At 72.7% G+C, this 24,737-nt stretch carries 23 protein-coding genes and 2 pseudogenes; 15 read left to right on the top strand and 10 right to left on the bottom strand.

Annotation, left to right across the window (positions count from 1 at the left end; all coding sequences use genetic code 11):
- Nucleotides 1-120: 120 nt before the first annotated feature.
- Both ADK41_RS04550 and ADK41_RS04545 read left to right on the top strand, forming a co-directional pair.
- Nucleotides 121-1,386: an amino acid deaminase gene (locus ADK41_RS04550; RefSeq protein WP_030830404.1), complete on the top strand. Its 1,266-nt coding sequence runs from the start codon at nt 121-123 to the stop codon at nt 1,384-1,386.
- An 11-nt stretch (nt 1,387-1,397) separates the two neighbouring features.
- On the top strand, nt 1,398-3,008 hold the full coding sequence (locus ADK41_RS04545) for an N-acyl-D-amino-acid deacylase family protein (RefSeq protein WP_030830401.1): 1,611 nt from the start codon (nt 1,398-1,400) through the stop codon (nt 3,006-3,008).
- Nucleotides 3,009-3,026: 18 nt separating this feature from the next.
- On the opposite strand, the gene ADK41_RS04540 is transcribed toward ADK41_RS04545, so the two are convergent.
- Nucleotides 3,027-3,947, bottom strand: a complete 921-nt coding sequence (locus ADK41_RS04540; RefSeq protein ID WP_030830399.1) for a trypsin-like serine peptidase — start codon at nt 3,945-3,947, stop codon at nt 3,027-3,029.
- Between the two features lie 298 nt (nt 3,948-4,245).
- Here ADK41_RS04540 and ADK41_RS04535 point away from each other — a divergent pair, with 298 nt between their 5' ends.
- Entirely contained in the window at nt 4,246-5,457 is a 1,212-nt protein-coding gene (locus tag ADK41_RS04535) for a pyridoxal phosphate-dependent aminotransferase (protein ID WP_030830397.1), read from the top strand.
- A gap of 92 nt (nt 5,458-5,549) precedes the next feature.
- A complete protein-coding gene (locus tag ADK41_RS04530) occupies nt 5,550-5,975 on the top strand; it encodes a hypothetical protein (protein WP_030830395.1) in 426 nt (141 codons plus the stop codon).
- Between the two features lie 182 nt (nt 5,976-6,157).
- Here ADK41_RS04530 and ADK41_RS04525 read toward each other — a convergent pair whose 3' ends face one another.
- Nucleotides 6,158-7,450: a serine hydrolase domain-containing protein gene (locus ADK41_RS04525; RefSeq protein ID WP_030830393.1), complete on the bottom strand. Its 1,293-nt coding sequence runs from the start codon at nt 7,448-7,450 to the stop codon at nt 6,158-6,160.
- Nucleotides 7,451-7,950: 500 nt separating this feature from the next.
- A complete protein-coding gene (locus ADK41_RS04520) occupies nt 7,951-8,907 on the bottom strand; it encodes an MBL fold metallo-hydrolase (RefSeq protein ID WP_234318900.1) in 957 nt (318 codons plus the stop codon).
- A 133-nt stretch (nt 8,908-9,040) separates the two neighbouring features.
- On the opposite strand from ADK41_RS04520, the gene ADK41_RS04515 reads away from it, so the two are divergent.
- Both ADK41_RS04515 and ADK41_RS42445 read left to right on the top strand, forming a co-directional pair.
- Nucleotides 9,041-9,895 (top strand): helix-turn-helix domain-containing protein, encoded by an 855-nt coding sequence (locus tag ADK41_RS04515; protein ID WP_051843304.1) that lies wholly within the window; start codon nt 9,041-9,043, stop codon nt 9,893-9,895.
- Between the two features lie 75 nt (nt 9,896-9,970).
- Nucleotides 9,971-10,183 (top strand): annotated as a pseudogene (locus ADK41_RS42445) (alpha/beta hydrolase); the annotation flags it as partial.
- Nucleotides 10,184-10,390: 207 nt separating this feature from the next.
- Here ADK41_RS42445 and ADK41_RS04505 read toward each other — a convergent pair.
- Nucleotides 10,391-12,211, bottom strand: coding sequence for a phosphoenolpyruvate carboxykinase (GTP) (locus ADK41_RS04505; RefSeq protein ID WP_030830382.1), 1,821 nt, complete (start codon nt 12,209-12,211; stop codon nt 10,391-10,393).
- Between the two features lie 326 nt (nt 12,212-12,537).
- Between ADK41_RS04505 and trhA the strand changes: the two genes are divergently transcribed.
- The 3 genes from trhA (at nt 12,538) to ADK41_RS04490 (ending at nt 14,639) form a co-directional block, all read left to right on the top strand.
- Complete coding sequence (trhA, locus tag ADK41_RS04500) at nt 12,538-13,251, top strand: PAQR family membrane homeostasis protein TrhA (protein ID WP_030830378.1); 714 nt, start codon at nt 12,538-12,540, stop codon at nt 13,249-13,251.
- Between the two features lie 214 nt (nt 13,252-13,465).
- A complete protein-coding gene (locus ADK41_RS04495; RefSeq protein ID WP_051843301.1) occupies nt 13,466-13,894 on the top strand; it encodes a hypothetical protein in 429 nt (142 codons plus the stop codon).
- A gap of 13 nt (nt 13,895-13,907) precedes the next feature.
- Nucleotides 13,908-14,639, top strand: a complete 732-nt coding sequence (locus ADK41_RS04490; RefSeq protein ID WP_030830376.1) for a Mut7-C RNAse domain-containing protein — start codon at nt 13,908-13,910, stop codon at nt 14,637-14,639.
- Nucleotides 14,640-14,800: 161 nt separating this feature from the next.
- On the opposite strand, the gene ADK41_RS04485 is transcribed toward ADK41_RS04490, so the two are convergent.
- Nucleotides 14,801-16,834 (bottom strand): thioredoxin domain-containing protein, encoded by a 2,034-nt coding sequence (locus ADK41_RS04485; RefSeq protein WP_030830373.1) that lies wholly within the window; start codon nt 16,832-16,834, stop codon nt 14,801-14,803.
- A 110-nt stretch (nt 16,835-16,944) separates the two neighbouring features.
- Between ADK41_RS04485 and ADK41_RS04480 the strand changes: the two are divergent.
- A pseudogene (locus ADK41_RS04480) lies at nt 16,945-17,190 on the top strand (hypothetical protein); the annotation flags it as partial.
- Nucleotides 17,191-17,415: 225 nt separating this feature from the next.
- Here ADK41_RS04480 and ADK41_RS04475 read toward each other — a convergent pair.
- Together ADK41_RS04475 and mca are read right to left on the bottom strand one after the other, a co-directional pair.
- A complete protein-coding gene (locus ADK41_RS04475; RefSeq protein ID WP_030830367.1) occupies nt 17,416-17,664 on the bottom strand; it encodes a hypothetical protein in 249 nt (82 codons plus the stop codon).
- Nucleotides 17,657-18,538: a mycothiol conjugate amidase Mca gene (mca, locus tag ADK41_RS04470; protein WP_030830364.1), complete on the bottom strand. Its 882-nt coding sequence runs from the start codon at nt 18,536-18,538 to the stop codon at nt 17,657-17,659. The genes ADK41_RS04475 and mca overlap by 8 nt, the downstream gene beginning before the upstream one ends.
- A gap of 148 nt (nt 18,539-18,686) precedes the next feature.
- On the opposite strand from mca, the gene ADK41_RS04465 reads away from it, so the two are divergent.
- Entirely contained in the window at nt 18,687-19,085 is a 399-nt protein-coding gene (locus ADK41_RS04465) for a DUF4307 domain-containing protein (protein ID WP_030830362.1), read from the top strand.
- 169 nt (nt 19,086-19,254) lie between these two features.
- Entirely contained in the window at nt 19,255-19,752 is a 498-nt protein-coding gene (gene greA / locus ADK41_RS04460) for a transcription elongation factor GreA (protein ID WP_030830359.1), read from the top strand.
- A 58-nt stretch (nt 19,753-19,810) separates the two neighbouring features.
- Here greA and ADK41_RS04455 read toward each other — a convergent pair whose 3' ends face one another.
- The 3 genes from ADK41_RS04455 to ilvA all read right to left on the bottom strand — a co-directional run bounded on the left by ADK41_RS04455 (nt 19,811) and on the right by ilvA (nt 23,062).
- Nucleotides 19,811-20,662 carry an ABC transporter permease gene (locus tag ADK41_RS04455; protein WP_030830356.1) on the bottom strand — a complete coding sequence of 284 codons (852 nt, stop codon included), beginning with the start codon at nt 20,660-20,662 and terminating at the stop codon, nt 19,811-19,813.
- Nucleotides 20,659-21,654 (bottom strand): daunorubicin resistance protein DrrA family ABC transporter ATP-binding protein, encoded by a 996-nt coding sequence (locus ADK41_RS04450; RefSeq protein WP_030830352.1) that lies wholly within the window; start codon nt 21,652-21,654, stop codon nt 20,659-20,661. Before ADK41_RS04450 ends, ADK41_RS04455 begins: the two co-directional genes overlap by 4 nt.
- A 178-nt stretch (nt 21,655-21,832) precedes the next feature.
- Nucleotides 21,833-23,062 (bottom strand): threonine ammonia-lyase, encoded by a 1,230-nt coding sequence (gene ilvA, locus ADK41_RS04445; protein ID WP_030830349.1) that lies wholly within the window; start codon nt 23,060-23,062, stop codon nt 21,833-21,835.
- Nucleotides 23,063-23,236: 174 nt separating this feature from the next.
- Here ilvA and ADK41_RS04440 point away from each other — a divergent pair, with 174 nt between their 5' ends.
- The 3 genes from ADK41_RS04440 (at nt 23,237) to ADK41_RS42780 (ending at nt 24,735) form a co-directional block, all read left to right on the top strand.
- Nucleotides 23,237-23,725, top strand: coding sequence for a MarR family winged helix-turn-helix transcriptional regulator (locus tag ADK41_RS04440; RefSeq protein WP_030830346.1), 489 nt, complete (start codon nt 23,237-23,239; stop codon nt 23,723-23,725).
- Between the two features lie 261 nt (nt 23,726-23,986).
- A complete protein-coding gene (locus tag ADK41_RS42785; RefSeq protein WP_030830343.1) occupies nt 23,987-24,490 on the top strand; it encodes a sigma factor-like helix-turn-helix DNA-binding protein in 504 nt (167 codons plus the stop codon).
- A complete protein-coding gene (locus ADK41_RS42780; protein WP_030830340.1) occupies nt 24,487-24,735 on the top strand; it encodes a hypothetical protein in 249 nt (82 codons plus the stop codon). The genes ADK41_RS42785 and ADK41_RS42780 overlap by 4 nt, the downstream gene beginning before the upstream one ends.
- Nucleotides 24,736-24,737: the final 2 nt, after the last annotated feature.

The raw sequence follows: 24,737 nt of genomic DNA, 5'->3' as shown, positions 1-24,737 counted from the left end.
TCGTCGGGTGGAGGGGCGCGGTGTCCGTTGACCGCGCGTGGCCGAGATGTTAGACAGCGGTAAGCGATATGCGCAACGAGTGTTGCAAGGAATGCAACACGACTGATCAGGGAGGATCCGATGGCCCTCGACGCTCTCACCCACCTCACCGAGGAACGGGTCGACCACCGCTTCAAGGGCCTTCCGCCGGACGCCGGGGGGCTGACCGTCGGCGAGCTGGCCGCGCAGCGCCGGAACCTCTTCACCGACGGTTTCACCACGCCCGTCCTCGCGCTCTCCGCGGAGCGTCTGGAGCACAACCTGAAGCTGATGGAGACGTACGCGGCCCGGCACGGGCTCGCCTTCGCGCCGCACGGCAAGACCTCCATGGCCCCGCAGCTCTTCCGGCGGCAGATCGAGCACGGGGCGTGGGGCATCACGCTGGCCGTTCCGCACCAGGTGCGGGTGGCGCGGGCGTTCGGGATCCAGCGCGTGTTCCTCGCCAACGAACTGGTGGACGCGGCGGCCCTGCGGTGGATCGCGGGCGAGCTGGACGCCGACCCCGCCTTCCGCTTCGTCTGCTACGTCGACTCCGTGCGCGGGGTGGAGCTGATGGACGCGGCCCTCAGCGGCGTCTCGCGGCCCGTGGACGTGGTCGTCGAGCTGGCCGCGGGCGAGGGCGCCCGCACCGGTGCGCGGACGGAGGCCGGGTGCGCCGCCGTCGCCGACGCGGTGGCCGGCGCCCGGTCGCTGCGGCTGGTGGGGGTCGCCGGGTACGAGGGCGAGGTGCCGCGGGCGGACCCGGAGCGGGTGCGCGCCTGGCTGCGGCGGCTGGTGGCGCTCGCCGTGGACTTCGACCGCGCGGGGCGCTTCGCGGGCCTCGACGAGATCGTGGTGAGCGCGGGCGGCAGCGCCTGGTTCGACGTGGTGGCGGACGTGTTCGCCGAGGTCCCCGGCCTCTCCGCGCCCGCCTTGAAGCTGCTGCGCTCGGGCGCGTACGTCTCGCACGACGACGGCCACTACCGCGAGCTGACCCCCTTCAACCGGGTTCCGGAGGAGGGCGCGCTGGAACCGGCGTTCCGCCTGTGGACGCAGGTGGTGTCCCGCCCCTCCGCCGAGCAGGCGTTCGCCAACGCGGGCAAGCGGGACGCGGCCTACGACCTCGACCTGCCGTTCGCCCAGGTGGTCAGCCGGGACGGCGTCGAGCGCCCGGCGGACGGGATCTCGGTGACCGGACTGTCCGACCAGCACGCCTGGCTGCGCACCACCGGGGAGGCCGATCTGGAGGTGGGGGACTGGGTGGGCCTCGGCCTGTCCCACCCGTGCACGTCGTTCGACAAGTGGGTGCTCGTCCCCGTGGCGGAGGCGGACGGCACGGTGGTCGACTACATCCGTACGTTCTTCTAGGAGGCCGGACCGTGGAAGAGCTCGTCATCCGGGACGCGGACGTCGTCGACGGCTCCGGCGACTTCTCGTACCGCGCGGACGTCGTGGTGGACGGCGGTCGCATCGTCTCCATCGTCAAGGAGGCCGCGGACGCGGGCTGCCAGCGTCCGAGGGCCCGGCGCGAACTGGACGCCGAGGGGCTGGTGCTGGCCCCCGGCTTCATCGACATGCACGCCCACAGCGATCTGGCGCTGCTGCGCGACCCCGACCACAGCGCCAAGGCCGCGCAGGGCGTCACCCTCGAAGTCCTCGGCCAGGACGGGCTGTCGTACGCGCCGGTCGACGACCGGACGCTCGGCGAGGTGCGCCGGGCGATCGCCGGCTGGAACGGCTCCGGGGACGACGTCGACTTCGACTGGCGGTCGGTGGGCGAGTACCTGGACCGGCTCGACCGGGGCATCGCGGTCAACGCCGCCTATCTGATCCCGCAGGGCACGGTCCGCGCGCTCGCCGTCGGCTGGGAGGACCGGCGGGCCACGCCCGAAGAGCTGGACCGGATGCGGCGGTTGGTCGCGGAGGGCATGGAGCAGGGCGCGGTCGGCATGTCGTCGGGGCTGACGTACACGCCCGGCATGTACGCCGCGGACGCCGAACTCACCGAGCTGTGCCGGGTGGTGGCGTCGTACGGCGGCTACTACTGCCCGCACCACCGCTCCTACGGCGCCGGCGCGCTGGAGGCGTACGAGGAGATGGTGGCGCTGACGCGGGAGGCGGACTGCCCGCTGCACCTCGCGCACGCCACCATGAACTTCGGCGTGAACAAGGGCCGGGCGCCCGAGCTGCTGACGCTCCTGGACGACGCCCTGGACGCGGGCGCGGACATCAGCCTCGACACCTACCCCTACACCCCCGGCTGCACCACCCTCGTGGCGCTGCTGCCGAGCTGGGCGAGCGAGGGCGGGCCGGAGGAGATCCTGCGGCGGCTCGCGGACGAGGGGACCGCCGGGCGGATCCGGCACCATCTGGAGGTCACCGGCTCGGACGGCTGCCACGGGGTGCCCGTGGAGTGGGAGACCATCGAGATCTCGGGGGTCGGCGATCCCGCGCTGAGCGCGTACGTGGGCCGTACGGTCCTGGAGTCGGCGCGGGCGCGCGGCGAGTCGCCCTGGGCGGTCGCGCGGGAGCTGCTGCTGAAGGACAGGCTCGCCCCGACGATCCTCCAGCACGTGGGCCACGAGGAGAACGTCCGGGCGATCATGCGGCACCGGGTGCACACCGGCGGCTCGGACGGCATCCTGCAGGGCGCGAAACCGCATCCGCGCGCGTACGGGACGTTCCCGCACTACCTCGGGCACTACGTCCGGGAGCTGGGGGTGCTGTCGCTGGAGGAGTGCGTCGCGCACCTGACCTCGCGTCCGGCCGCGCGGCTGCGGCTGCCGGACCGGGGACTGGTCCGCGAGGGGTACAGGGCGGACCTGGTGCTGTTCGACCCGGCGACGGTGGCCGCGGGGTCGACCTTCGCCGCACCGCGGACGCTTCCGACGGGCATCCCGCACGTGCTGGTCGACGGGCGGTTCGTGATCGAGGACGGGCGGCGCACGGACGTGCTCGCGGGGCGGGCGGTCCGCAGGACTCCCCGCTGACCGCCCGCCCTCACGTCCTCACGGCTTGGGGACGGCGCAGCCGCTCGCGCTCAGGTCGAGCTTGTTGTCCACGCCGAAGCAGGCGGGGAAGAGGTGGGTCTGCTGGGCGTAGTTGATGCCCTGGCGGACCGTGACCCGCCCGTTCTCGTCGACCTCGCACGGGTTGTTGACCGTGCAGCGCCCGCCGTCCTCGTTGCCGGTGTTGTTGACGGCGACCACCTGGCCGGTGGCGCCGTCGACGACCGGTGAGCCGGAGGTGCCGCCGATGGTGTCGCAGGCGGAGGTGTACCGGACCGAGTCCTTCCAGGTCCAGTTCCCCTCCTTCAGGCGGTACGCGAACCCGTCGACGGAGCAGGTGTAGATCCGCTTCCAGTACCCGGACACCACGCTGATGGACGTGCCGGCCGCCGGGCGGGTGGCGCTCAGGGTCAGCGCGTCGATGCCGTACGCGCTCTTGATCCGCGCGTACGTCGTGTCGAGCCGGTAGATCGCGGCGTCCGTGTCGGTCATGGTCGCGTACACGAGCCGGTCGGCGCGCAGGGTGGCGACCTTGGCGCCGGAGGAGTTCAGCAGCCCGAAGGTACGGCTGGACGCGCGGTCGACGAGGACCTGGCCGGGTGCGGGGAAGCCGCTCTCCAGGCAGTGGCCGTTGGTGAGGACGAGCGCCGGGTCGTCGGCCGCGGAGCCGGGCATGCGGACGACGGAGCCGGAGCAGTTGCTGAGCGAGACGGCGCCGGCGAAGTTCACCGCGCCCTCCCGGGGCGCGGTGAGTGCGGACAAGGCGTCCGCCGCGGTCCCGACCACGCCGTCGACGACATCCGTCAGCGTGGTCGGGGCCGCGTCCGCGCCCGTGGGGGAAGGCGCGGAAGCGACCGCGGGAGTCGCGCCCGCCCCGGCGAAGGCCAGGGCGCAGAGCGCGACGACGAGAGGTTTTCTCATGGGGGTCCCCTCTTGCGGCGTCGGGCGGCCGGAGGAGCCCGGCCGCCCACGAAGTTGTCATGCGCATTGTCAGCATGCGGAGGGCGGGGGGACAAGGCTTCGTTTCCGACCGGTGACCGGGCGCCGCGAGGCCCTCAGGTTCGCCCGGACCCGCGGAGAAAGAGGGGGCCGGGGAGGGGAGGGCCGGTGCGGAGGTGGTGGAGGCGCACGGCCGATCGGACACAACCACTCGAAACGACGCGCCCCACGTGGCGGAAAACACGGCCCGAAGGGCCATACCGGCCCGTAAGCTCCCAGCATGCAGGTGATCCAGTCGACCAAGCTCGCCAACGTCTGTTACGAGATCCGGGGCCCGGTGCTCGAGGAGGCGATGCGGCTGGAAGCGGCCGGTCACCGCATCCTCAAGCTGAACACCGGCAACCCGGCGGCGTTCGGCTTCGAGTGCCCGCCCGAAATCCTGGAGGACATCCTCCGCAACGTGTCGACGGCGCACGGCTACGGCGACGCGAAGGGCCTGCTGGCCGCGCGGCGGGCGGTCGTCATGCACAACCAGACCCTCGGCATCGAGACCGACGTCGAGCACGTCTTCATCGGCAACGGCGTGTCCGAGCTGATCGTGATGGCGATGCAGGGGCTGCTGGACGACGGCGACGAGGTGCTCGTGCCCGCGCCCGACTACCCGCTGTGGACGGCGGCCGTCTCCCTCTCCGGCGGCACGGCGGTGCACTACCGCTGCGACGAGCAGTCCGACTGGATGCCGGACCTCGCCGACGTGGAGCGCAAGGTCACCGACCGCACCAAGGCGATCGTCGTCATCAACCCGAACAACCCGACCGGCGCCGTCTACGACGAGGCGGTCCTCAAGGGCCTCACCGACATCGCCCGCCGCCACAACCTGCTGGTCTGCTCGGACGAGATCTACGACAAGATCCTCTACGACGACGCGCGGCACGTCCCGACCGCCTCCGTCGCCCCCGACCTGCTCACCCTCACCTTCAACGGCATGTCGAAGGCGTACCGGGTGGCCGGCTACCGGGTGGGCTGGATGTCGATCTCGGGCCCGCGCGCCCACGCCGACTCCTACATCGAGGGCCTGACGATCCTGGCGAACATGCGCCTGTGCGCGAACATGCCGGGCCAGCACGGGGTGGTCGCGGCGCTCAGCGGACGCCAGACGATCAACGAGCTCGTCCTGCCCGGCGGACGGCTGCGCGAGCAGCGGGACACGGCGTACGAGCTGCTCACCCAGATCCCCGGCGTGAGCTGCGTGAAGCCGAAGGGGGCGCTGTACCTCTTCCCCCGTCTCGACCCCGACGTCTTCAAGATCAAGGACGACCGGCGGATGGTGCTGGACCTGCTGCGCCGCGAGAAGATCATGGTCGTCCAGGGCACCGGCTTCAACTGGCCGGAGCCGGACCACTTCCGGGTGGTGACCCTGCCCTCGGTCACCGACCTGCGGGACGCGGTCGGGCGGATCGCCCGCTTCCTGGACGGCTACGGCCAGCCCTGAGGCCTTCTCGCGGACGGCCTTCTTACGAACGACTCAACTTTAGACTGGATCTAAGCTAGGATGGTTTCCTGTTGCATCACAGGAGGCCATCCATGTACGAGCCGATCCGTGCCAAGTCGGTCCACAGCACGATGGCCGGCGCCCCCCACGACTTCCCCCACCGCTCCCGTGAGGAAGAGCTGGACATCCAGCTCGCGGGCCACCTCGCCGCGCTGCTCGCCGTCACCGACGAGCTGCGCGTGGCGGCGCCCTCGGCCGATCTGGACACCGCGGCCGAGCGGCTCGCCGGGGAGATCGCCCGCCTGCGGGGAGGACGTACGCCGGCCCGCGCGTCGGCGACCACGAGGGACCGCGAGCCGAACGCGGCGGCCCTGCACCGGCGGGCGCACACGCTCGCCGGCCGCGCCCTGGTCGTCGCCGCCTCCCGCGCCGACACGGCGGTGGCGATCCTCGCCGCCGAGCGGATGGACGCGCACACGGCGGCCCTGGAGCCGCGCCCCCTCGCGTCCTCCCGCTGAGCCCCCCGCGAGGGCTCCCCCGAACGGCCCCGGTCCGCGTGCACCCGCAGCGACGCGCGGACCGGGCGCCACACCTCTTCCCGCCGTCACCCGGCCGAGCGGCCCGGCGAGAGGCACATCACCGCCGTGACGCGCCGGCCGGTGCGCGCGGCAACGGCCGGCTCGTGAGCAGGACTGGACGGCTAGACGGACGGCCGACCGGCCGGGGTGGCGCCGGTCAACGGGGAGTCGTCGATCCGGGGCAGCCGCGTGATCCGCTCCCCGCGGGCCTCCGGGCCCGCGGCCCCGGTCCCGGCGGCCTCCGGGCAGAGCGCGCGGACGACGTACGCGCCGAAGGCGTTGTCGATCGGGTGCACCCGCGGTACGCCGTCCTCGTCGAGTTCCTGGTACTTCATCAGGTTCTGCGCGACGGCCATCTGCCGCTTGCCGTCCCGGCTGGACAGCGCGATCGTGCCGGCCCCGAACACCGCGCCGTCGTGGCCCCAGAAGCGGCCGCAGGGCAGGTCCAGGGCGTAGATGCCGAGGCCGTAGTCCATGCCGGAGACGGGGACCGTGCGCGTCATCTCGTCGAGGGACGCCGCGCCGACGAGCTTCCCGCCGAGCAGGGCGCGGTAGAAGCGGTTGAGGTCGTCGGTGGTGGAGACGACCGAGCCCGCCGTGTACGCCCACGACATGTCGTAGACGCTGTAGTCGCGGGGCGGGTCGATCAGACCGTGGAACGACTCGTACATCCGCGGGTGCGGGCCCTTGAGGTACGGGGTGCGCGGCAGGTACGTGTGACGCAGTCCGGCCCGGTCGATGACGTTGCGGGTGAGGTACGCGGAGGCCTTCTGGCCGGTGACCTTCTCCAGAAGGAGCCCGGCGACGACGTAGTTGGTGTTGGAGTACGTGCCCGGCGCCGAGCCGGGGCGTCCGGTCGCGGGGGTCGCGAGGCCCAGCCGGACCAGTTCCCGCGGGCGGACGGAGCGGAAGCGCTCCTCGTCGAGGCTGGCCGCCGAGCCCCGGGTGAGGGAGGGGAAGGCGCCCGCGACGTAGTCGCCGATCCCGCTGGTGTGGTTGAGGAGCATCCGTACGGTGATCCGCCGTCCGCGCTCCCCGGGTATCAGGTCCGGCAGGTAGGCGGAGACGGGCGCGTCGAGCCGGATCCGGCCGCGCTCCGCCTGCTGGAGCAGGCCCACGGCGGTGAAGGTCTTGCTGATGCTGCCCACCCGCTGCCGCATGCCCGGCGTGACCGGGCGGCCGGTGTCCACGTCGGCGACGCCGGCCGCCCCGGTCCACCGCTCGCCACCGTCCCGGACGGACGAGAAGACGCCGTACATGCCCGCCTCGTGGACGGCGTCCAGCGCGTCCCGCAGTGCGCCTCCGTCCAGGGAGGTGGAGTCCCGCGGTCCGGCGGAAGCCGGTCCGGTGAGTACGGCGGCGGTCGCCAGTAACGTGGTGCTCAGGACGGTTCCGAGGAGCCGGGCGATGCGCAACTGCTTGTCCTTCCCTTGCGTTCGAGTGCGGTGTTCGAGCCGTTGAGATCATCGTCGAGGGAGACGGACGGTCCTCACATCCTTCCGGCGGATGATCGAATACCGGCCGTCGCGCGCCCGGATGTCCGTAAGGAGCCCTCCGGAAAAGGGCCTTGAGAGTTTCCACCCGTTGTTCCGACGCCGAGATCCGTGGTCGCCGCGGATGCACGGGGCCGTGCCCGGAGACGATGGCCTCGCCGGTGGGACTGCGGACCACCGGCCCGGTCATGGCGAGGTGGATCGGATCGGGGCTCAGGCGGCGGGGGCGGGCGAAGCGCCGGGAGCGGTGACGACGTGCCGGTGCGGCCGCGTGCTCCGGTTGCTCGGCCGTCTGCTCCGGGGCAGGGGCCGTCCCGGGCCGGGGAGGCACGGTGTCCGTGGCGTCCGCCGCAGGGCCCTGCCGTACGGCTGCCGCGGGCCGCGACCCGCGGCAGCCGTCCCTCGTGCCGTGATGCGGGGAGTCAGCCGCCCAGGACCGGGCGGACGAACGGTTGGTTCAGGTGTGCGGTGGCCAGCACGTGGTGGTGGGTGCGGGCCTCGGCGAGGAGGGCACGGCGGGTGCGGCGGGCCGTGGCCCGGTCGTTCTCCAAGCGGTAGGCGACGTCCGGCGCGGCGAGTTGGACGGCGTGGACCAGCACGTCACCCGTGATCACGACGCCGTCCCGGCCGCCGTCGACGAGCACGGACTGGTGGCCCGGGGTGTGGCCGGGTGTCGGTACGGCGGTCAGTGACGCACCGCCCGGGCGGCCCTGCACGGTGACCCGGCCGTCGATCTGGTGCAGCAGTCCGGCCCGGCGCAGGGGCTCGACCACGTAGGACGGGGCGCTGTCGTCGGCGTCCAGGGCCGCGATCTCCGAACGCTGCACCACATGGCGGGCGTCGGGGAACATCGGGGCGCCGGCCGGGTCGACGGTCCAGCCGAAGTGGTCCTCGTGAAGGTGGGTCAGCACCACGGTGTCGACGTCGTCCCGCTCGATACCCGCGAGTCGCAGGACCGACGGCAGGTGGCCGGGCACCGGTGCCCAGCCCGACGCGGGGCTGCCCGCCGGACCGATCCCCGTGTCGACGAGCGTGACGCGGCCACCGGGCCGCCGTACGGCGTAGCAGCGGAAGTCCAGCTCCCAGGTGTCGTCCGGCCCGAAAGCCGCCGGGTCCAGCCGCTCGGCCCGTGCCCAGTCCGCGTCGCCCGCGTCGGGGAACACCCCCTGCCGCGTGCCGGGGAAGGTGCCGTGGGCGTCCAGGAGGGCCATGACGTCGTAGGGGCCGGTGCGGCGGCGGACGACGGCACGGCGGCGGGGCGCGGCCACCGCCGGGGGGCCGCCCGCCCATGCCGCGAGCGCGCCGGCGCCCACGGCCGCCGCGCCGCGCAGGACTCCACGGCGGGTCGGTGCGCCGGACGGGACGAGGTGGTCGGTCATGCTCTCCCCCTGGAGTGGTGTGGTTTCGCGGTGGACGACAACCATCCTGGGAGGAGCCGGTACACCGGTGCTTGTACGTCCGTGTCCGGTTCGCGGGGGCCCGGGCAAGGGGCGCGGACCCTACGATGCCCTCATGGCCGGGGACCGGCGGGTGTATCTGCGCGACGACGACGTCCTGCTCGCCGACGTGCGCTGCGGCAGCACGGGGCGGGGCTGGTCGTCGGTGCGGCCCGCCCCGGTGTTCGGCCTGGTGCTGCTCCGGGACGGGGTGCTGCGCGGCCGGGTCGACGGTGTGGAGCACGTCCTGGACGCGGCCAGCGTGTATGTCGAACGCCTTGGTGCGGAACAGCAGTTCGCGCATCCGCTGGGACCGGACTCGTACACCGAGATCGTTCTGTCCGAGCCCCGGGTCGCGGAGCTGCTGGGCGGGGATCCCACCGTTCCCGAGGGCGTCGTCATGGTGACGCCGGAGCTGACGCTCGCCCACCGGCTGCTGCTGGCGCGGGCCCGCGGGGGCGCCGACGCCTTCACGCTGGGCGAGTGCACCGCCCGGCTGGCGGGCGAGGTGTTCGCAGGGCTCGCCCCCTCCCGCGCCGCCTCCGGCCGTCCCGCCTCCGCCGCCGCCCGCCGGCGCCTCACCGACGACGCGCGGGCCGCGCTGGCCGCCGAGCCGGCCATCGGGCTGGCGGCGCTGGGCCGGATCGTGGGCGCGTCACCGCATCATCTGAGCCGGACCTTCACGGGCGTCACCGGCATCACGCTGTCCGCACACCGGGACCGGCTGCGCCTCGCGCGGGCACTGGACCGCCTCGGCGAGGGCGAGCGCGATCTGGCGGGCCTGGCGCGGGAACTCGGCTACACCGACCAGTCCCACATGACCCGCGCCCTGCGCCGCATGGCGGGCCTCCCACCCGGCCGCCTGCGTGCCCTGCTGACCTCCCCGGCAGTCGCGGCCGCACTCACCTCGGAAACGCGCCCGCCTGCATGACGGCCATGGACGTGGTGGAGGAGCTTCCGGCGGACGTGCACCGGCCGGCCGCCCAGGGCGCGGGCACGCCGGTGTGCGGGACTGGCGGTCGATGTGCCCGGCCACGGCGACCGGCCGAAGGACGAGGGGCTGGACCGGATCGCCACCACGAACCAGGCCCGGGTGGCGGACGGGGAGGAACTGGCGCCGCTGATCGCCGGCTTCCAGGCGCTCGTCGCCCGCCGGACCGTCCCGGAGCGGCGGACGGTCCTGGACGCCGTTCAGGAGGTCGACCACGCCGGCCCCGGCGCCCAAAGGGCCGGTCGCCGTGGGCCCGGCACGGGCGAGGGCCCGTCGTCGTCCCTTCCGCCGGGGCGGGCGGGAGGGACGGCGACGGGCCCATGGGCCCGCACGTCGTTGTGCGGGCCTCGCCGGTGTGTTCCGCGGCCGGTCGTGGCGTGACGATCGCTGGTCAGGGCATCCTCATACCGACCGGCCGCGGGGTCCGTGCGGGCGTCAGCCCAGGCGCTCCACCAGCGCGTGGTACTGGTCCCACAGCTCCTTGGGCGTGTGGTCGCCGAAGGTGTCGAGGTGGTCGGGGACCAGGGCGGCCTCCTCGCGCCACACGTCCTTGTCGACGGTGAGCAGGAAGTCCAGGTCGGCGTCGGAGAGGTCCAGTCCTTCGGTGTCCAGCGCGGCCTTGGCCGGGAGCACACCGATGGGGGTCTCGACGCCCTCCGCCGTGCCCTCCAGGCGCTCCACGATCCACTTCAGGACGCGGGAGTTCTCGCCGAAGCCGGGCCAGACGAACCTGCCGGCGTCGTCCTTGCGGAACCAGTTGACGTAGTAGATCCTCGGCAGCTTGGACTGGTCCTTGTCCTTGGCCACGTCGATCCAGTGCGCCATGTAGTCGCCCATGTTGTAGCCGCAGAACGGCAGCATGGCGAACGGGTCGCGGCGCAGTTCGCCGACCTTGCCCTCGGCGGCGGCGGTCTTCTCGGAGGCCACGTTGGCGCCCAGGAAGACGCCGTGGTTCCAGTCGAAGGACTCGGTCACCAGCGGTACGGCGCTGGCGCGGCGTCCGCCGAAGAGGATCGCGGAGATCGGCACGCCCTTGGGGTCCTCCCACTCGGGCGCGATGATCGGGCACTGCGCGGCGGGCGTGGTGAAGCGGGCGTTGGGGTGGGCGGCGGGCGTGCCGGACTCGGGGGTCCAGTCGTTGCCCTTCCAGTCGGTGAGGTGGGCCGGGGTCTCCTCGGTCATGCCCTCCCACCACACGTCGCCGTCGTCGGTGAGGGCGACGTTGGTGAAGACGGAGTTGCCCCAGAGGGTCTTCATGGCGTTGGCGTTGGTGTGCTCGCCGGTGCCGGGGGCGACGCCGAAGAAGCCGGCCTCGGGGTTGATGGCGTACAGGCGGCCGTCCTCGCCGAAGCGCATCCAGGCGATGTCGTCGCCGATCGTCTCGACCGTCCAGCCGGAGATCGTGGGCTCGAGCATGGCGAGGTTGGTCTTGCCGCAGGCCGACGGGAAGGCGGCGGCGACGTACTTCGACTCACCGGTGGGCGGGGTGAGCTTGAGGATGAGCATGTGCTCGGCGAGCCAGCCCTCGTCGCGGGCCATGACGGAGGCGATGCGCAGGGCGTAGCACTTCTTGCCGAGCAGGGCGTTGCCGCCGTAGCCGGAGCCGTAGGACCAGATCTCGCGGTCCTCGGGGAAGTGCGAGATGTACTTGGTCCGGTTGCAGGGCCAGGGGACGTCCTCCTGGCCGGGTTCCAGCGGGGCGCCCACCGAGTGCACGGCCTTGACGAAGAAGCCGTCGGAGCCGAGCTCGTCCAGGACCGGCCGGCCCATCCGGGTCATGGTGCGCATGGAGACGGCGACGTACGCGGAGTCGGTGATCTCGACGCCGATGGCGGACAGCGGCGAGCCGAGGGGGCCCATGCAGAAGGGCACGACGTACATGGTGCGGCCCTTCATCGAGCCGCGGAAGACGCCCTGCTCGCCCCGGAAGGTCTCCCGCATCTCGGCGGGGGCCTTCCAGTGGTTGGTCGGGCCGGCGTCCTCCTCCTTCTCGGAGCAGATGAAGGTCCGGTCCTCGACGCGGGCGACGTCGGTGGGGTCGGAGGCCGCGTAGTAGGAGTGGGGGCGCTTGATCGGGTCGAGCTTGCGGAAGGTGCCCTTGGCGACGAGTTCCTCGCACAGGCGTTCGTACTCGGCCTCCGAGCCGTCGCACCAGACCACCCGGTCCGGCTGCGTCAGGTCTGCGATCTCGTCGACCCAGGAGATCAGTCCCTGGTGGGTGGTGGGGACGCCGGGTTCCGCGATGTCGCGCGCCACGATTGCTCCTAAATGAGGGTTTTTTGTTGGGAGGCCCCATGGGGGCTGCGACCCGGATGCTGCACGGTGGTGCGCTGCGCGCTCATCCGGTGTCGACCGCACTCATTTGATCATCCGACGAGCGCGCCCATCTGTCCAGAGGGCCGCACAAGTGAGCAACGTGACGATGGCCACGGTTTTTCGTGGGCCTTTACGCGCACGTTGGGTGCACCTGACGATTTCTTTGCGTGACGACTCGGCGAAGCGGCATGAGAGGATGGCCGCCCGACGGACCCAATCGGTCACCGCGAGGCATGACTTACGGCCCCGTAGGTACCATGCGGGACATGACTGCGTTCGCCCCCGACGCGCCCACGGACCCGCCGGCCGACGGCCGCGGTCCGGTGGCGACCTCCCTCCCGCATCCGGTCAAGCCCAAGCTCCGCGGCTGGCTGCACCTGGGCATGTTCCCCGCCGCCCTGGTCGCCGGACTGGTGCTGACCGCCTTCGCCGACTCGACCCGGGGCCGCCTGGCCTGCGGGGTCTACGCCCTGACCGCCTGCCTGCTGTTCGGCGTGAGCGCGCTCTACCACCGGGGCGACTGGAGCCCCCGCATGGACGGGGTGCTGCGCCGCCTCGACCACGCCAACATCTTCCTGATCATCGCGGGCACCTACACCCCGCTGACCATCCTGCTGCTGCCGGACTCCAAGGGACAGTGGCTGCTGTGGGGCATCTGGGCCGCCGCGGCGGCCGGGATCGTCTTCCGGGTGTTCTGGGTCGGCGCCCCCCGCTGGCTCTACACGCCCTGCTACATCGCGATGGGCTGGGCGGCCGTCTTCTTCCTGCCGGACTTCCTGCGCACGGGCGGCCTCGCCGTACTCGTCCTGGTGGTCGTCGGCGGGCTGCTCTACAGCGTGGGCGGGGTGATCTACGGCCTCAAGAAGCCCAACCCCTCACCGCGCTGGTTCGGCTTCCACGAGGTCTTCCACTCCTTCACCCTGGCCGCCTTCATCGCCCACTACGTGGGGATCTCCCTGGTGGCGTACCGGCACGGGTAGCGACCGGCGCCGGTCGCCGTGGCCGGCCAGGGCCGTCATGAAGGCCGCACCCCCTCCCCTCACCCCCGCCGACCCGCCCCGCCCGGGGCTGCGCGAGCGGAAGAAGACGCAGGACCCGTGAGGAGATCCGTGGTGCGGCCTTCGCGCTGACCGGGGAACGGGGCCACGACGCCGCGACGCCACGACGGCCGAGCGGATCGCCGAGCGCGCCGGGGTGCCGCCGGCGACCGTCGTCCGCCGCCCCCCGGCTAAGGAGGACACCGTCCTCCCGGACGAGTACGACCGGCCGATGGTCGCGGCGCTCGCCGCGCGGCCCTCCGAGGAGCCCCGGCCCGCCTCCGTCCGGCACGTGGTGCGCGGGACCGTGCGGCGCGCGACGGCCGAACGGCCCGAGGCGACACCACTGCGGGCCCGGCCGCCGGCGGTGCGCTCCCGGGCGCGGGAGAGCCTGTCGGCCACCGGACGGCTGCCCGCCGACGCGATCGCCGCGCGCACCGGGCTCGACCCGGACTGCCCGGAGGCGCGGGCCGCGACGTCGTCCCTGCTGAACGGCCTACTGAACGGCCTGCCGAAGGCCTCGGCGTACGGGGCCGGGCACGGCCCGCTCCCCGTGAAATCCCGGGGCGGCGGACACCTGACATGACATCCTTGGCCGGGTGAACGGTCCCGAGATCCACGTCGCGTTCGACCCCGAGCTGCTGCTCTTCGTCCCCCGGGCGCGTCCCACCGGCGCCACGAAGGCCGCCACCGACGGCGTCTCCAGCCTCGGCCACGTCGTCGAGTCCCTCGGAGTCCCGCTGACCGAGGTCGGCGCGCTGCTCGTGGACGGCCGCGAGGTGCCCGCCGGCCATGTGCCGGCCGCGGGCGAGTCGGTGGCCGTACGCGCCGTCGAGCACCCCCAGCGGGTGCCGGGCGCTCCCCTGCGCTTCCTGCTCGACGTGCACCTCGGCACGCTGGCGCGCCGGCTCCGTCTGCTGGGCGTGGACACGGCGTACGAGTCGACGGACATCGGCGATCCGGCGCTGGCCGCGCGGTCGGCGGCGGAGCAGCGGGTGATGCTCAGCCGGGACCGGGGGCTGCTGCGGCGGCGGGAGCTGTGGGCGGGGGCGTTCGTGTACAGCACCCGGCCCGAGGAGCAGCTCGCCTACGTGCTCGACCGGTTCCGGCCCGAGCTGCGTCCATGGAGCCGGTGCACCGCCTGCAACGGGCTGCTGCGGCGGGCCACCAAGGACGAGGTCGCCGACCAGTTGAAGGGCGGGACGCACCGTACGTACGACGTGTTCGCGCAGTGCGGTGAGTGCGGGCGCGCGTACTGGAAGGGCGCGCACCACGAGCAACTGGTCGCGATCGTGGAGCAGGCGGTCGCGGCCCACTCGGAGCGTCGCTGAGGGGACGCCCCGCGGAGCCGCCTCCGCGGCGACGGCCCCGCGCCCCCGCGGGACGCCCGGCGCGCCGTCGGGTCCTCCCTGCCGCGGGCCGTGCCGTCGCGGTTCTCGTCCGGGCACGACGGGCGGCCGGGCACGACGGGCGGCCGGGTACGGCCGCCGGTTCAGCCGCCCAGCGCCGTCCGCAGCCGGTCGGGGTCGGTCGTCGGCGCGTCACAGGTGAAGTTGCGGCAGACATAGGCGGCCGGTTCGCCCCCGACCAGGGGACAGTCGGCGAGCAGCGGGAACTCGTCGCTCTCCGGGGTCCCGGCGGCGACCACCGCGCCGGGCGCGGAACCCAGCAGCGCCGTGCGGTGCAGGGTGATGGTGGCCGGGTCGTCGAGCGCCGGACCGACCACCGCGACCTCCCGCGGACCGTCCAGCACGGCCTCGGCGACCGCGAGCCCCCACCCGATGAACCGCGGGACGCGCGGTCCGAGCGCCTTCACCACGCCCAGCGCCCGTTCGGCGGCCGTGCGGTGCGGCGCGGAGCCGGTGTGCGCGGCATAGCCCAGCAGGGCGCCCGCGGCAGCGGTCCAGCCGGACGGGACGGCGTTGTCGGTCGGGTCCTGCGGACGCCTGATCAGCCGCTCCGCGTCGGACGCCGTGTCGTACAGGGCGCCCGATCCGGGGTCGGTGAAGCGGGCCAGGACATGGTCGAGCAGCAGTCCGGCGAACTCCAGCCAGACGCCCTCACCCGTCACCGACGCCAGCGCCAGGAAGCCCTCGGCGACATCGGCGTAGTCCTCCAGCACGCCCGCGTTGGCCCCGACCCGGCCGTCCTTGCTGGTGCGGGCGATCCGGGCGTGGTCGTCCAGGTGCAGCCGGACCAGCAGGTCGCCGGCGGCGACGGCGGCCTCCGTCAGGTCCGGCCGGTCGAAGTAGGCGCCGGTCTCGGCGAGCGCGGCGATCGCCAGGCCGTTCCAGGCGGCGACCACCTTGTCGTCCCGGCCGGGCGCGGGCCGCGCGGAACGCGCCGCGAGCAGCCGCTCCCTGACGCCGGCGATCCGCCCGGCGTCGAACACCTCGTCCAGCTGCGGCAGTTGCAGCACCGAGGCGCCCTCCTCGAAGGTGCCCTCCACGGTCACGCCGAAGTACCGCGCGGCGAGTTCCGCGTCCTCGTCCCCGAGGACCTCCCGCAGCTGCGCGGGCGTCCACACGTAGTACGCGCCCTCGACGTGCCGGCCCGTGCCGTCGTCACTGTCGGCGTCCAGCGCGGACGCGAAACCGCCCTCGGCGGTGCGCAGTTCGCGGACCATGAAGTCGGCGGTCTCCAGCGCGACCCGGCGGGCGAGCTCGCTGCCGGTGGCCCGCCACAGGTGCGCGTACACCCGGCACAGCAGCGCGTTGTCGTAGAGCATCTTCTCGAAGTGCGGCACCACCCAGTCCCGGTCCACGGAGTACCGGGCGAAGCCGCCGCCGAGCTGGTCGTGGATCCCGCCGCGCGCCATGCGCTCGCAGGTGTCCGCCGCCATCTGCAGCGCGCCCTCGGCGCCGGTGCGGGCGTGGTGGCGCAGCAGGAACTCGATCACCAGGGACGGCGGGAACTTCGGCGCCCCGCCGAACCCGCCGCGCTGCGGGTCGTACTCCCTGGTCAGCCCGAGCAGCGCCTGCGAGAGCTCCTGCTCGCCGGGCAGCCGGTCGTCGCCGTAGGACAGCTCCCGGCCGGCCAGGTCCCGGGTGATCTTCCCCGCCACCTCGTCCACCTCGCCGCGCCGCTCGGCCCACGCCTGGCGGACGCCCTGGAGCACCTGCCGGAACGACGGCATGCCGTGCCGGGGGACGGGCGGGAAGTACGTACCGAAGTAGAACGGCTCCGCGTCCGGGGTGAGGAACACGGTCATGGGCCAGCCGCCCTGCCCGGTCGCCGCCTGCACCGCCTCCATGTAGACGGCGTCGACGTCCGGGCGCTCCTCGCGGTCCACCTTGACGCTGACGAAGTGCGCGTTCATGTCGTCGGCGGTGGCCTGGTCCTCGAAGGACTCGTGCGCCATGACGTGACACCAGTGGCAGCTCGAGTAGCCGACGCTCAGCAGCACCGGCACATCGCGCCGCCGCGCCTCGGCGAAGGCCTCCTCGGACCAGGACCACCAGTCGACGGGGTTGTCGGCGTGCTGGAGGAGGTAGGGGGACGTGGCCTGCGCAAGTCGGTTCGCCATGCCCCCATCCTCCCGCACCCGGGCCGCGGAGGCGGGCAGGCGATCGTCCGCCGCCCCGGACCGGCGCGAACCGGCGGCGGCGGACACCGCCGTCACCGGGCCCGCGACGGCTGCCGTACGCGGCGCCGGGCGGCACGGAGGTCGGTACGGCGGTGGCGCGGGAGGAGCTGTCCCAGCTGGGCCGGGCCGGCCACGCCTCGCGTGACGGGAGACTGGCCGACTGCGTGGAGGTGTACCCGCTCCTCCTGGAGCGGGGCGTCAGCCTGGAGGCGGGCTGGCAGGCCTGGAACCTGGGCATGGTCCCGAGCCGCCACGCCCGGGAGGTGATGGGAGTACCGGTGACCGGGAAGGCGTAGGCCGCACTGGTCACCGGCCGGTGGCTGTGCCCACCCGTTCCGCAGGGCGATGGGGGCGCCTCCCCTGCCTTTCGGGCAACGGGGGGCGGGTGGGCACGACCAGCCGCAGCCGGCGCCCGGCGCCACCGTGGACCGGACCGTCCGCGCGGCCCGGCGCTCGCGGGGTGCCTCCCCCGGGCCCTTGAGGCGCCGGGGAAGGCACGACCGCCCGCGGTCGACGCGGGCTCAGCCCCGATTCTCGGCGGCGCCCGCCGCCTCCGTCTTCTCGGCCCCGGCCCCCTCGGAGTCCTCCGGGAAGTCCACGCGGCCCATGTGGCGGTTCATGGACTTCATCAGGGCCCACACCGCCAGAGCCATCACCGCGAAGACGATGAAACCGAGGACACCGGGGGTGACCTTGTCCTCGTCGAGTTCCTTGGCGAGGGGGACCAGGTGGGTCAATGCCAGGCTTGCGCTTGCGCTCATGTCAGGCATTGTCCCGGATGCCCGCGAAGAGGTCGTCCTCGGGGAGGGAGGTGTCGACGAGGGACTTCGCGAGCTCGTACTCCTCCGTCGGCCAGACCTCCCGCTGGAGGTCCATCGGCACCCGGAACCAGCCCCCGTCGGGGTCGATCTGCGTCGCGTGCGCGATCAGCGCCTTGTCGCGGATCTCGAAGAAGTCGGCGCACGGCACATGCGTGGTGAGCGTGCGCTCCTTGCGCTCGAACTCGCTCCAGCGCTTCAGCCAGTCCCCGTACGGCGACTCCAGGCCGCGGTCCAGCATCGCCCGGTGCAGCGCCTCGGTGCGGGGGCGGTTGAACCCCTGGTTGTAGTACACCTTCAGCGGCTGGTACGCCGGGCCGTACTCGCCCTCCGGGTACTTCTCGACGTCCGCCGCGCCCTCGAACGCCACCATCGTGATCTTGTGGGTCATGATGTGGTCGGGGTGCGGGTAGCCGCCGTTCTCGTCGTAGGTGGTGATCACCTGGGGGCGGAACGCGCGGATCCTGCGGACCAGCTCACCGGCCGCCTTGTCGACGTCCTCCAGGGCGAAGCAGCCCTCCGGCAGCGGCGGCAGCGGGTCGCCCTCGGGCAGCCCGGAGTCGACGAACCCGAGCCACTCCTGCTTCACCCCCAGGATCTCCCGGGCCTCGTCCATCTCCTTCTTGCGCACCTCGTGGATGTTCTCCTCGATGTACGCGTCGCCCTGCAGTTTCGGGTTGAGGATGGAGCCGCGCTCCCCGCCCGTGCAGGTCACCACCAGCACGTCCACCCCCTCGGACACGTACTTCGCCATGGTGGCCGCGCCCTTGCTCGACTCGTCGTCGGGGTGGGCGTGCACGGCCATCAGTCGCAGCTGGTCAGTCAAGACTCAATCCTCAAGTCGGTAGGCGCCCTCAGTGCGGCGGCGCAGTCGCAGGCTTCTATAGTGACCGAATCGGGGGACGAATAATTCCGGGGTTTTCCGCTTCGGGGCCCGCCAGGGGCGCCGATCCCCTCCTGCCGAGGAGACGATCATGAGTACGTCGAGCACGCGGCCGCCCGAGGGCCGTTACGGCCGCTCCTCGGACGAGCGTGCCGACCGCACCCTCAAGGTCGTCGGCGCCGTGCTGTCGGTGCTGATGCTCGGGCTGATCGGCTGGTTCGGCTACTACTACGTGGCCCAGAACGAGATCAGCGCCGAGATGATCGGTTTCGACACCGCCGAGGACTCCGTGAAGGTGCACCTGGAGGTGCACAAGGACGCGGGGGCCACCGGCTACTGCACGGTCCGCTCCCAGTCCGAGGACGGCGCCGAGGTGGGCCGCGCCGACTTCCGCTTCGACGAGGACGCCACGCGCATCGACGAGGTCGTCACGCTCCGCACCACCTCCCGGCCCACCTCGGCCGAGCTCGTCGGCTGCCACGCGGACTGACGCCACGGGGAATACCTCGCCACTGACCTGCGCTGACATGAGTCCGGTGGCTTATGTCCTCCCCCTACGGGCACTCAATTGTTAGGCTCGTGGTTTCGCCCATCCATGGAGGAACATCCTTCTGGGTAGGGCGATGCTTTGTATTTCCCAGTACCTACGAGGAGCACCTGTGACCCAGACCAGCGAGAACGTCACCTGGCTGACCCAGGAGGCGTACAACAAGCTCAAGGACGAGCTTGCGTACCTTACTGGTCCCGCGCGCACGGAGATCGCCGCCAAGATCGCCGCCGCGCGCGAGGAGGGCGACCTGCGGGAGAACGGCGGGTACCACGCGGCCAAGGAGGAGCAGGGCAAGCAGGAGCTCCGTGTGCGCCAGCTCACCCAGCTCCTCGAGAACGCCAAGGTCGGCGAGGCCCCGGCGGCCGACGGTGTCGTGGCGCCCGGCATGGTCGTGACGATCGCCTTCGACGGTGACGAGGACGACACGCTGTCCTTCCTGCTCGCCTCCCGCGAGTACGCGAGCACCGACATCGAGACCTACTCGCCGCAGTCCCCGCTCGGCTCGGGCGTCATCGGCCACAAGGTCGGCGAGGACGCGGAGTACGAGCTGCCGAACGGCAGGAAGGCCTCGGTGAAGATCCTGGAGGCGAAGCCGTACACCGGCTGACCCGCCCCCGCGAGACCCCGACGGGCCCCCGGCACCCTGTGCGGCGCCGGGGGCTTCGTCATGCGGCCGCCGAGCGGTACTTGCGCACGGCGAGCGTGCGGAAGGCCGTCAGGATCAGCAGCGACCACAGGACGGACGCGAGTACCGGGTGCTGCATCGGCCAGGCGTCCGGAGTTCTGAAGCCGGGTGGCAGATTACCGAAGAGCTCTCGGCACGCCTGGACGGTGGTGCTGAACGGATTCCACTCGGCGATATGTCGGAAGACCGTTGGCAGGTTGTTGGAGTCCACGAAGGCGTTCGAGATGAACGTGAGCGGGAAGAGCCAGATCAGCCCGCCGGACGTGGCCGCTTCCGGGGTTCGGACGGACAGGCCGATGAGGGCGCCGATCCAGGAGAACGCGTACCCGAGCAGGAGCAGCAGACCGAACCCGGCCAGGACTTTGCCGAAGTCCTCGTGGACGCGCCAGCCGATGAGGAGCGCGACGCCTGCGAGGACGACCAGAGTGAACGCGGTCTGCACCAAGTCGGCGAGTGTGCGCCCGGTCAGCACCGCGCCGCGCGCCATGGGCAGCGAGCGGAAACGGTCGACGAGACCCTTGTGCATATCGTCGGCGATGCCCGCGCCCGCGCCCGCCGTGGCGAACGTGACGGTCTGGGCGAAGATGCCCGCCATCAGGAACTCACGGTAGTCCTGTGGCGAGAGCGAACCGCCGACTCTGATCGAGCCGCCGAAGACGTACGTAAACAGCACCACGAACATGATCGGCTGGATGAGCCCGAAGATCAGCATCTCGGGAATCCGGCTCATCCGAATCAGGTTCCGCCGGGTGATAACCAGGGAGTCCCGGATCGACCGGCCGATGGGGTTGCCGGGGGCCGTGGCCCGGACGGTGTCGGTGGCGGCGCTCATTTCGCGGTCTCCTTGGTGTCCTCGGCCTCGTCCCCGGACTCCGCGACACGGCCGGTGAGGGAGAGGAAGACGTCGTCGAGGGTGGGGCGGCGCAGACCGATGTCGTCGATCTCGATGCCGTCGGTGTCGAGGTCGCGGATGATCTCGGCGAGGAGCTTCGCGCCGCCGGAGACCGGTGTGGTGATCTTGCGCATGTGGTCCTCGACCGTGGTGTCGCCCTGGCCGACGCCGCGCAGGCGGTACTTGTCGAGGAGGGCGGACGCGGCCCGGATGTCCTCGCGGTCGTGCACCACGACCTCGACGCGTTCGCCGCCGGTACGGGCCTTGAGCTGGTCGGAGGTGCCCTGGGCGATGACCCGGCCGTGGTCGACGACCGCGATGTCGTGGGCCAGGTGGTCGGCCTCCTCCAGGTACTGGGTGGTGAGCAGCAGCGTCGTACCGCCGGAGACGAGCTGTTTGATCACCTCCCACAGCTGCTGGCGGTTGCGCGGGTCGAGGCCGGTCGTCGGCTCGTCCATGAACATCACGGGCGGCGAGACGACCAGGGCGGCGGCGAGGTCGAGGCGGCGGCGCATGCCTCCGGAGTAGGTCTTGGCGGTGCGGTCGGCGGCGTCCGCGAGGTGGAACTGCTCCAGCAGCTCGTCCGCGCGGGCCCTCGCCGCCTTCGCCCTCATCTGGTAGAGCCGGCCGACCATCTGCAGGTTCTCGCGGCCGGTCAGGTACTCGTCGACGGCGGCGAACTGGCCGGACAGGCCGATGGAGCGGCGCACGGCGTCGGGCTGCCTCAGCACGTCGAGGCCGGCGACGACGGCCTTGCCGCTGTCGGGCCGCAGCAGGGTGGTCAGGCAGCGGACGGTGGTGGTCTTGCCCGCGCCGTTCGGCCCGAGCAGGCCCAGGACGGTGCCCTCGGGGACTTCGAGGTCGACGCCGTCCAGTGCCCTGACGTTCCCGAAGGTCTTGACCAGACCTTCGGCATAGATGGCGCCTGGCATATGAGTCTCCACGTCGTCGTGATTCTTCGGAAAGCCTAGGTTCGCGCGCTGTGGTGTGCTGAGGTTTTCCGCCGGGCGGCGGGGCGTGTGGTGGAGCACCCGGCGACGAGATACACCATAACGCGATGTATCGCGTATCACCATGGACTCGCCCGAAGGAGTGACGCTCCGTCGGCCGTCAGTCCATGACCGTGTAACCCGCCTCGCGCAGGGCCCGTCCGACCTCCGCGCAGTGCTCCGGGCCCTTGGTCTCCAGGTGCAGTTCGACCTCCGCCTCCGTGAGCCCGAGCCGCGGGTCGGTCCGTACGTGGCTCACGTCGAGGACGTTGGCGTCGGCCGCCGACAACGCCCCCAGGAGCGAGGCCAGGGCGCCCGGCCGGTCCGTCAGGCGCAGTCGCACGGCCAGGTAGCGGCCCTGCGCGGCCATGCCGTGCCGCAGCACCCGCTCCATCAGCACCGGGTCCACGTTGCCGCCGGACAGCACCGCGACGACCGGTCCCTCGAAGGCGCCGGGCCGGCTCAGCAGCGCCGCGACCGGGCTCGCCCCGGCCGGCTCGACGACCAGCTTGGCCCGCTCCAGGCACAGCAGCAGCGCGGCCGACAGCTCGTCCTCGGTGACCGTGCACACCTCGTCCACCAACTCGCCGACGATCCCGAACGGCACGTCGCCGGGGCGCCCCACCCTGACCCCGTCGGCCATCGTCGCCGGGTCGCGCACCGGCACCGGACGCCCGGCCGCCAGCGAGGGCGGGTACGCCGCCGCGCCCGCCGCCTGCACGCCGACGATCCGCACATCGGGCCGCAGCGCCTTCACCGCGACCGCGATCCCGGCGGCCAGTCCGCCCCCGCCGACCCCGACGACGATCGTGCGCACCTCGGGGCACTGCTCCAGGATCTCCAGGCCCACCGTGCCCTGGCCCGCGATGACGTCCGGATGGTCGAAGGGGTGGATGAACACGGCGCCCGTCCGGTGCGCGTACTCCGTCGCCGCGGCCAGCGTCTCGTCGACCACCTGGCCCTGCAGGCGCACCTCGGCGCCGTACTCCCGGGTGGCGCTGATCTTCGGCAGCGGGGCGCCCCTCGGCATGAACACCGTGGACCGCACCCCGAGCAGCGACGACGCCAGCGCGACACCCTGCGCGTGGTTGCCGGCGCTCGCCGCGACGACCCCGGCGGCCCGCTCCTCGGGCAGCAGCCCGGCGATCCGCACGTACGCGCCGCGCAGCTTGAACGACCCCGTCCGCTGCAGGTTCTCGCACTTCAGGCGCACCGGCGCGCCCACCCGCCGGGACAGGTGCCTGCTGCTCTCCAGCGCGGTCGTCCGGGCCACGCCCGCGAGCATCTTCCGGGCGCCGCGCACATCGTCGAGGGTGACGGTCCGCAGGGATCCGGCCGTGCTGTAGCTCATGGCTCCAGGATCGCAGTTCGCCGGCGGAGGCGACCGGTGTGACCAACCCGCGGACTCGGCTTTGCGCAGCGCCGGTACGGGCCGCCGTCCGGCCGCGTACCCTGTCCCCCGATGAGCAGCCCTCCACGAAGTGAGCCCTCGGCCATGCCCACAACACCTGATATGTCGATGGACATGAGGACGGACCTGACGGCCGTCGGTGACACCGGTCTCCTCGACACGCTGCAGCACGAGGTGGCGTTGTTCGCCCGCCGTGCCGAACAGACGCGTCTGGGCGGGGTCGGCCAGGTGCGCAACTCGATGGACCGTGCCGCGTACCTGCTGCTCAACCGTCTCGACAAGGAAGGCCCGATGGGCGTCAAGGCGCTCGCCGCGAGCATGGGCATCGACTCCTCGACGGTCACCCGGCAGGTCGCCCCGCTCGTCGACACCGGCCTGGTCAAGCGGACCTCGCACCCCGAGGACGGGCGCGCGGTCGTGCTCCAGCTGTCCCCGCGCGGGCAGTCGCGCCTGGAGGAGGTGCGCTCCTCGCGGCGCCAGTTGATGGCCGAGCTGACGCAGGAGTGGGCGCCCGAGGAGCGCGAGGCGTTCTGCACGCTCCTGACGCGCTTCAACGGCGCGCTGTCGGCGCGGATGTCCGCGCCGGACCGGACCGACTCCTGATCTCCGGGGGCTGCGCTCCCCGGACTCCCTTCCGGCCCTGAGCGGGCCCCGTCCCCGAACGCCGGACGGGCTGATTCCGGCCCACCCGGCGAAAACCGGCCCCTCCGGCGTCCGAGGAGCGGGGGTCCCGGGGGGACGGGACCGGGGAGGGGCGGCGGGGGCGAAAAAACCGGAGCATCGCGCGTGCACGTCTCTTGACCGGGGGGCGCACTCTGGCCTGATATGAGAGCCGAGGGCTCTCAGGGACGGCGGGAGGCGAGGGTGCGACCACGGCACACGTCCCAGGACGACCTCCGCGTCCGCGAGTTCGAGGCGTACGTCGCGGGCGCCGGCACCCGGCTGCTGCACCTCGCGACCCTGCTCACCGCCGAGACCCCGGACGACAACCCGCACGCGCGGCGCCTGCTGACCCTGGCGCTGGCCCGCACGTACGCGAGCTGGGACCGGCTGCACGGCGAGGACCCCTACGCCCACACCCGCCAGTGCCTGGCGACCCGCTTCGCGAACGGCGCCTGGCACCGGCGCGGCGGCCTGCTCCGCCCCCGCGCCCGCCCGGCGGGCCTGCTGGCCCGGCTCTCCCCGCAGGAACGCCTGGTCCTGGTGCTGCGGCTGCGCGAGGGGATCGCCGAGGAACAGACGGCGGCCCTGCTCGGCCTGTCCGCGGAACGCGTGCGGGCCGTCCTCCACCGCGCGATGACCGCCGTGCTGAGTCCGCCCCCGAGACCGGCCTCCGCGGTGGGCGGCGTCAAGGCGGTGCCGTCGTGACCCGGATGAGGCGTGAGGCGACCGTACGGCGGATGCTGGAGCAGTCGCCGCCGCGCGTGCCGCCCGAACTCCACGCGGAGGCGGCGCGCCGCGGGGCCCGCGTGCTGCGCCGCAGGGTGCTCGCCCGCCGCGTGATGTGGCTGTTGTTGCTGGCGGGGACCGTGGCGTTCGTGGTGTGGGCGCTGACGGCGCGCCCCTGGGTGGAGCCGCCGTCTCGGACGACTCCACCGCTCACGGGCTGGTGACC

This window comes from Streptomyces caelestis (assembly GCF_001279005.1).
Classification (GTDB): Bacteria; Actinomycetota; Actinomycetes; order Streptomycetales; family Streptomycetaceae; genus Streptomyces; species Streptomyces heliomycini.
The sequence above is the reverse complement of the archived record's forward strand: the minus strand, read 5'-3'. Positions and strand labels throughout refer to the sequence as shown.

Bases quoted from the DNA above. Each gene is read 5' to 3' on its own strand.
- ADK41_RS04550 (WP_030830404.1), top strand. From the start codon at position 121: ATGGCCCTCGACGCTCTCACCCACCTCACCGAGGAACGGGTCGACCAC.
- ADK41_RS04540 (WP_030830399.1), bottom strand. From the start codon at position 3,947: ATGAGAAAACCTCTCGTCGTCGCGCTCTGCGCCCTGGCCTTCGCCGGG.
- ADK41_RS04535 (WP_030830397.1), top strand. From the start codon at position 4,246: ATGCAGGTGATCCAGTCGACCAAGCTCGCCAACGTCTGTTACGAGATC.
- ADK41_RS04530 (WP_030830395.1), top strand. From the start codon at position 5,550: ATGTACGAGCCGATCCGTGCCAAGTCGGTCCACAGCACGATGGCCGGC.
- ADK41_RS04520 (WP_234318900.1), bottom strand. From the start codon at position 8,907: ATGACCGACCACCTCGTCCCGTCCGGCGCACCGACCCGCCGTGGAGTC.
- ADK41_RS04515 (WP_051843304.1), top strand. From the start codon at position 9,041: ATGGCCGGGGACCGGCGGGTGTATCTGCGCGACGACGACGTCCTGCTC.
- trhA (WP_030830378.1), top strand. From the start codon at position 12,538: ATGACTGCGTTCGCCCCCGACGCGCCCACGGACCCGCCGGCCGACGGC.
- ADK41_RS04485 (WP_030830373.1), bottom strand. From the start codon at position 16,834: ATGGCGAACCGACTTGCGCAGGCCACGTCCCCCTACCTCCTCCAGCAC.
- ADK41_RS04475 (WP_030830367.1), bottom strand. From the start codon at position 17,664: ATGCCTGACATGAGCGCAAGCGCAAGCCTGGCATTGACCCACCTGGTC.
- ADK41_RS04465 (WP_030830362.1), top strand. From the start codon at position 18,687: ATGAGTACGTCGAGCACGCGGCCGCCCGAGGGCCGTTACGGCCGCTCC.
- ADK41_RS04455 (WP_030830356.1), bottom strand. From the start codon at position 20,662: ATGAGCGCCGCCACCGACACCGTCCGGGCCACGGCCCCCGGCAACCCC.
- ADK41_RS04450 (WP_030830352.1), bottom strand. From the start codon at position 21,654: ATGCCAGGCGCCATCTATGCCGAAGGTCTGGTCAAGACCTTCGGGAAC.
- ilvA (WP_030830349.1), bottom strand. From the start codon at position 23,062: ATGAGCTACAGCACGGCCGGATCCCTGCGGACCGTCACCCTCGACGAT.
- ADK41_RS04440 (WP_030830346.1), top strand. From the start codon at position 23,237: ATGAGGACGGACCTGACGGCCGTCGGTGACACCGGTCTCCTCGACACG.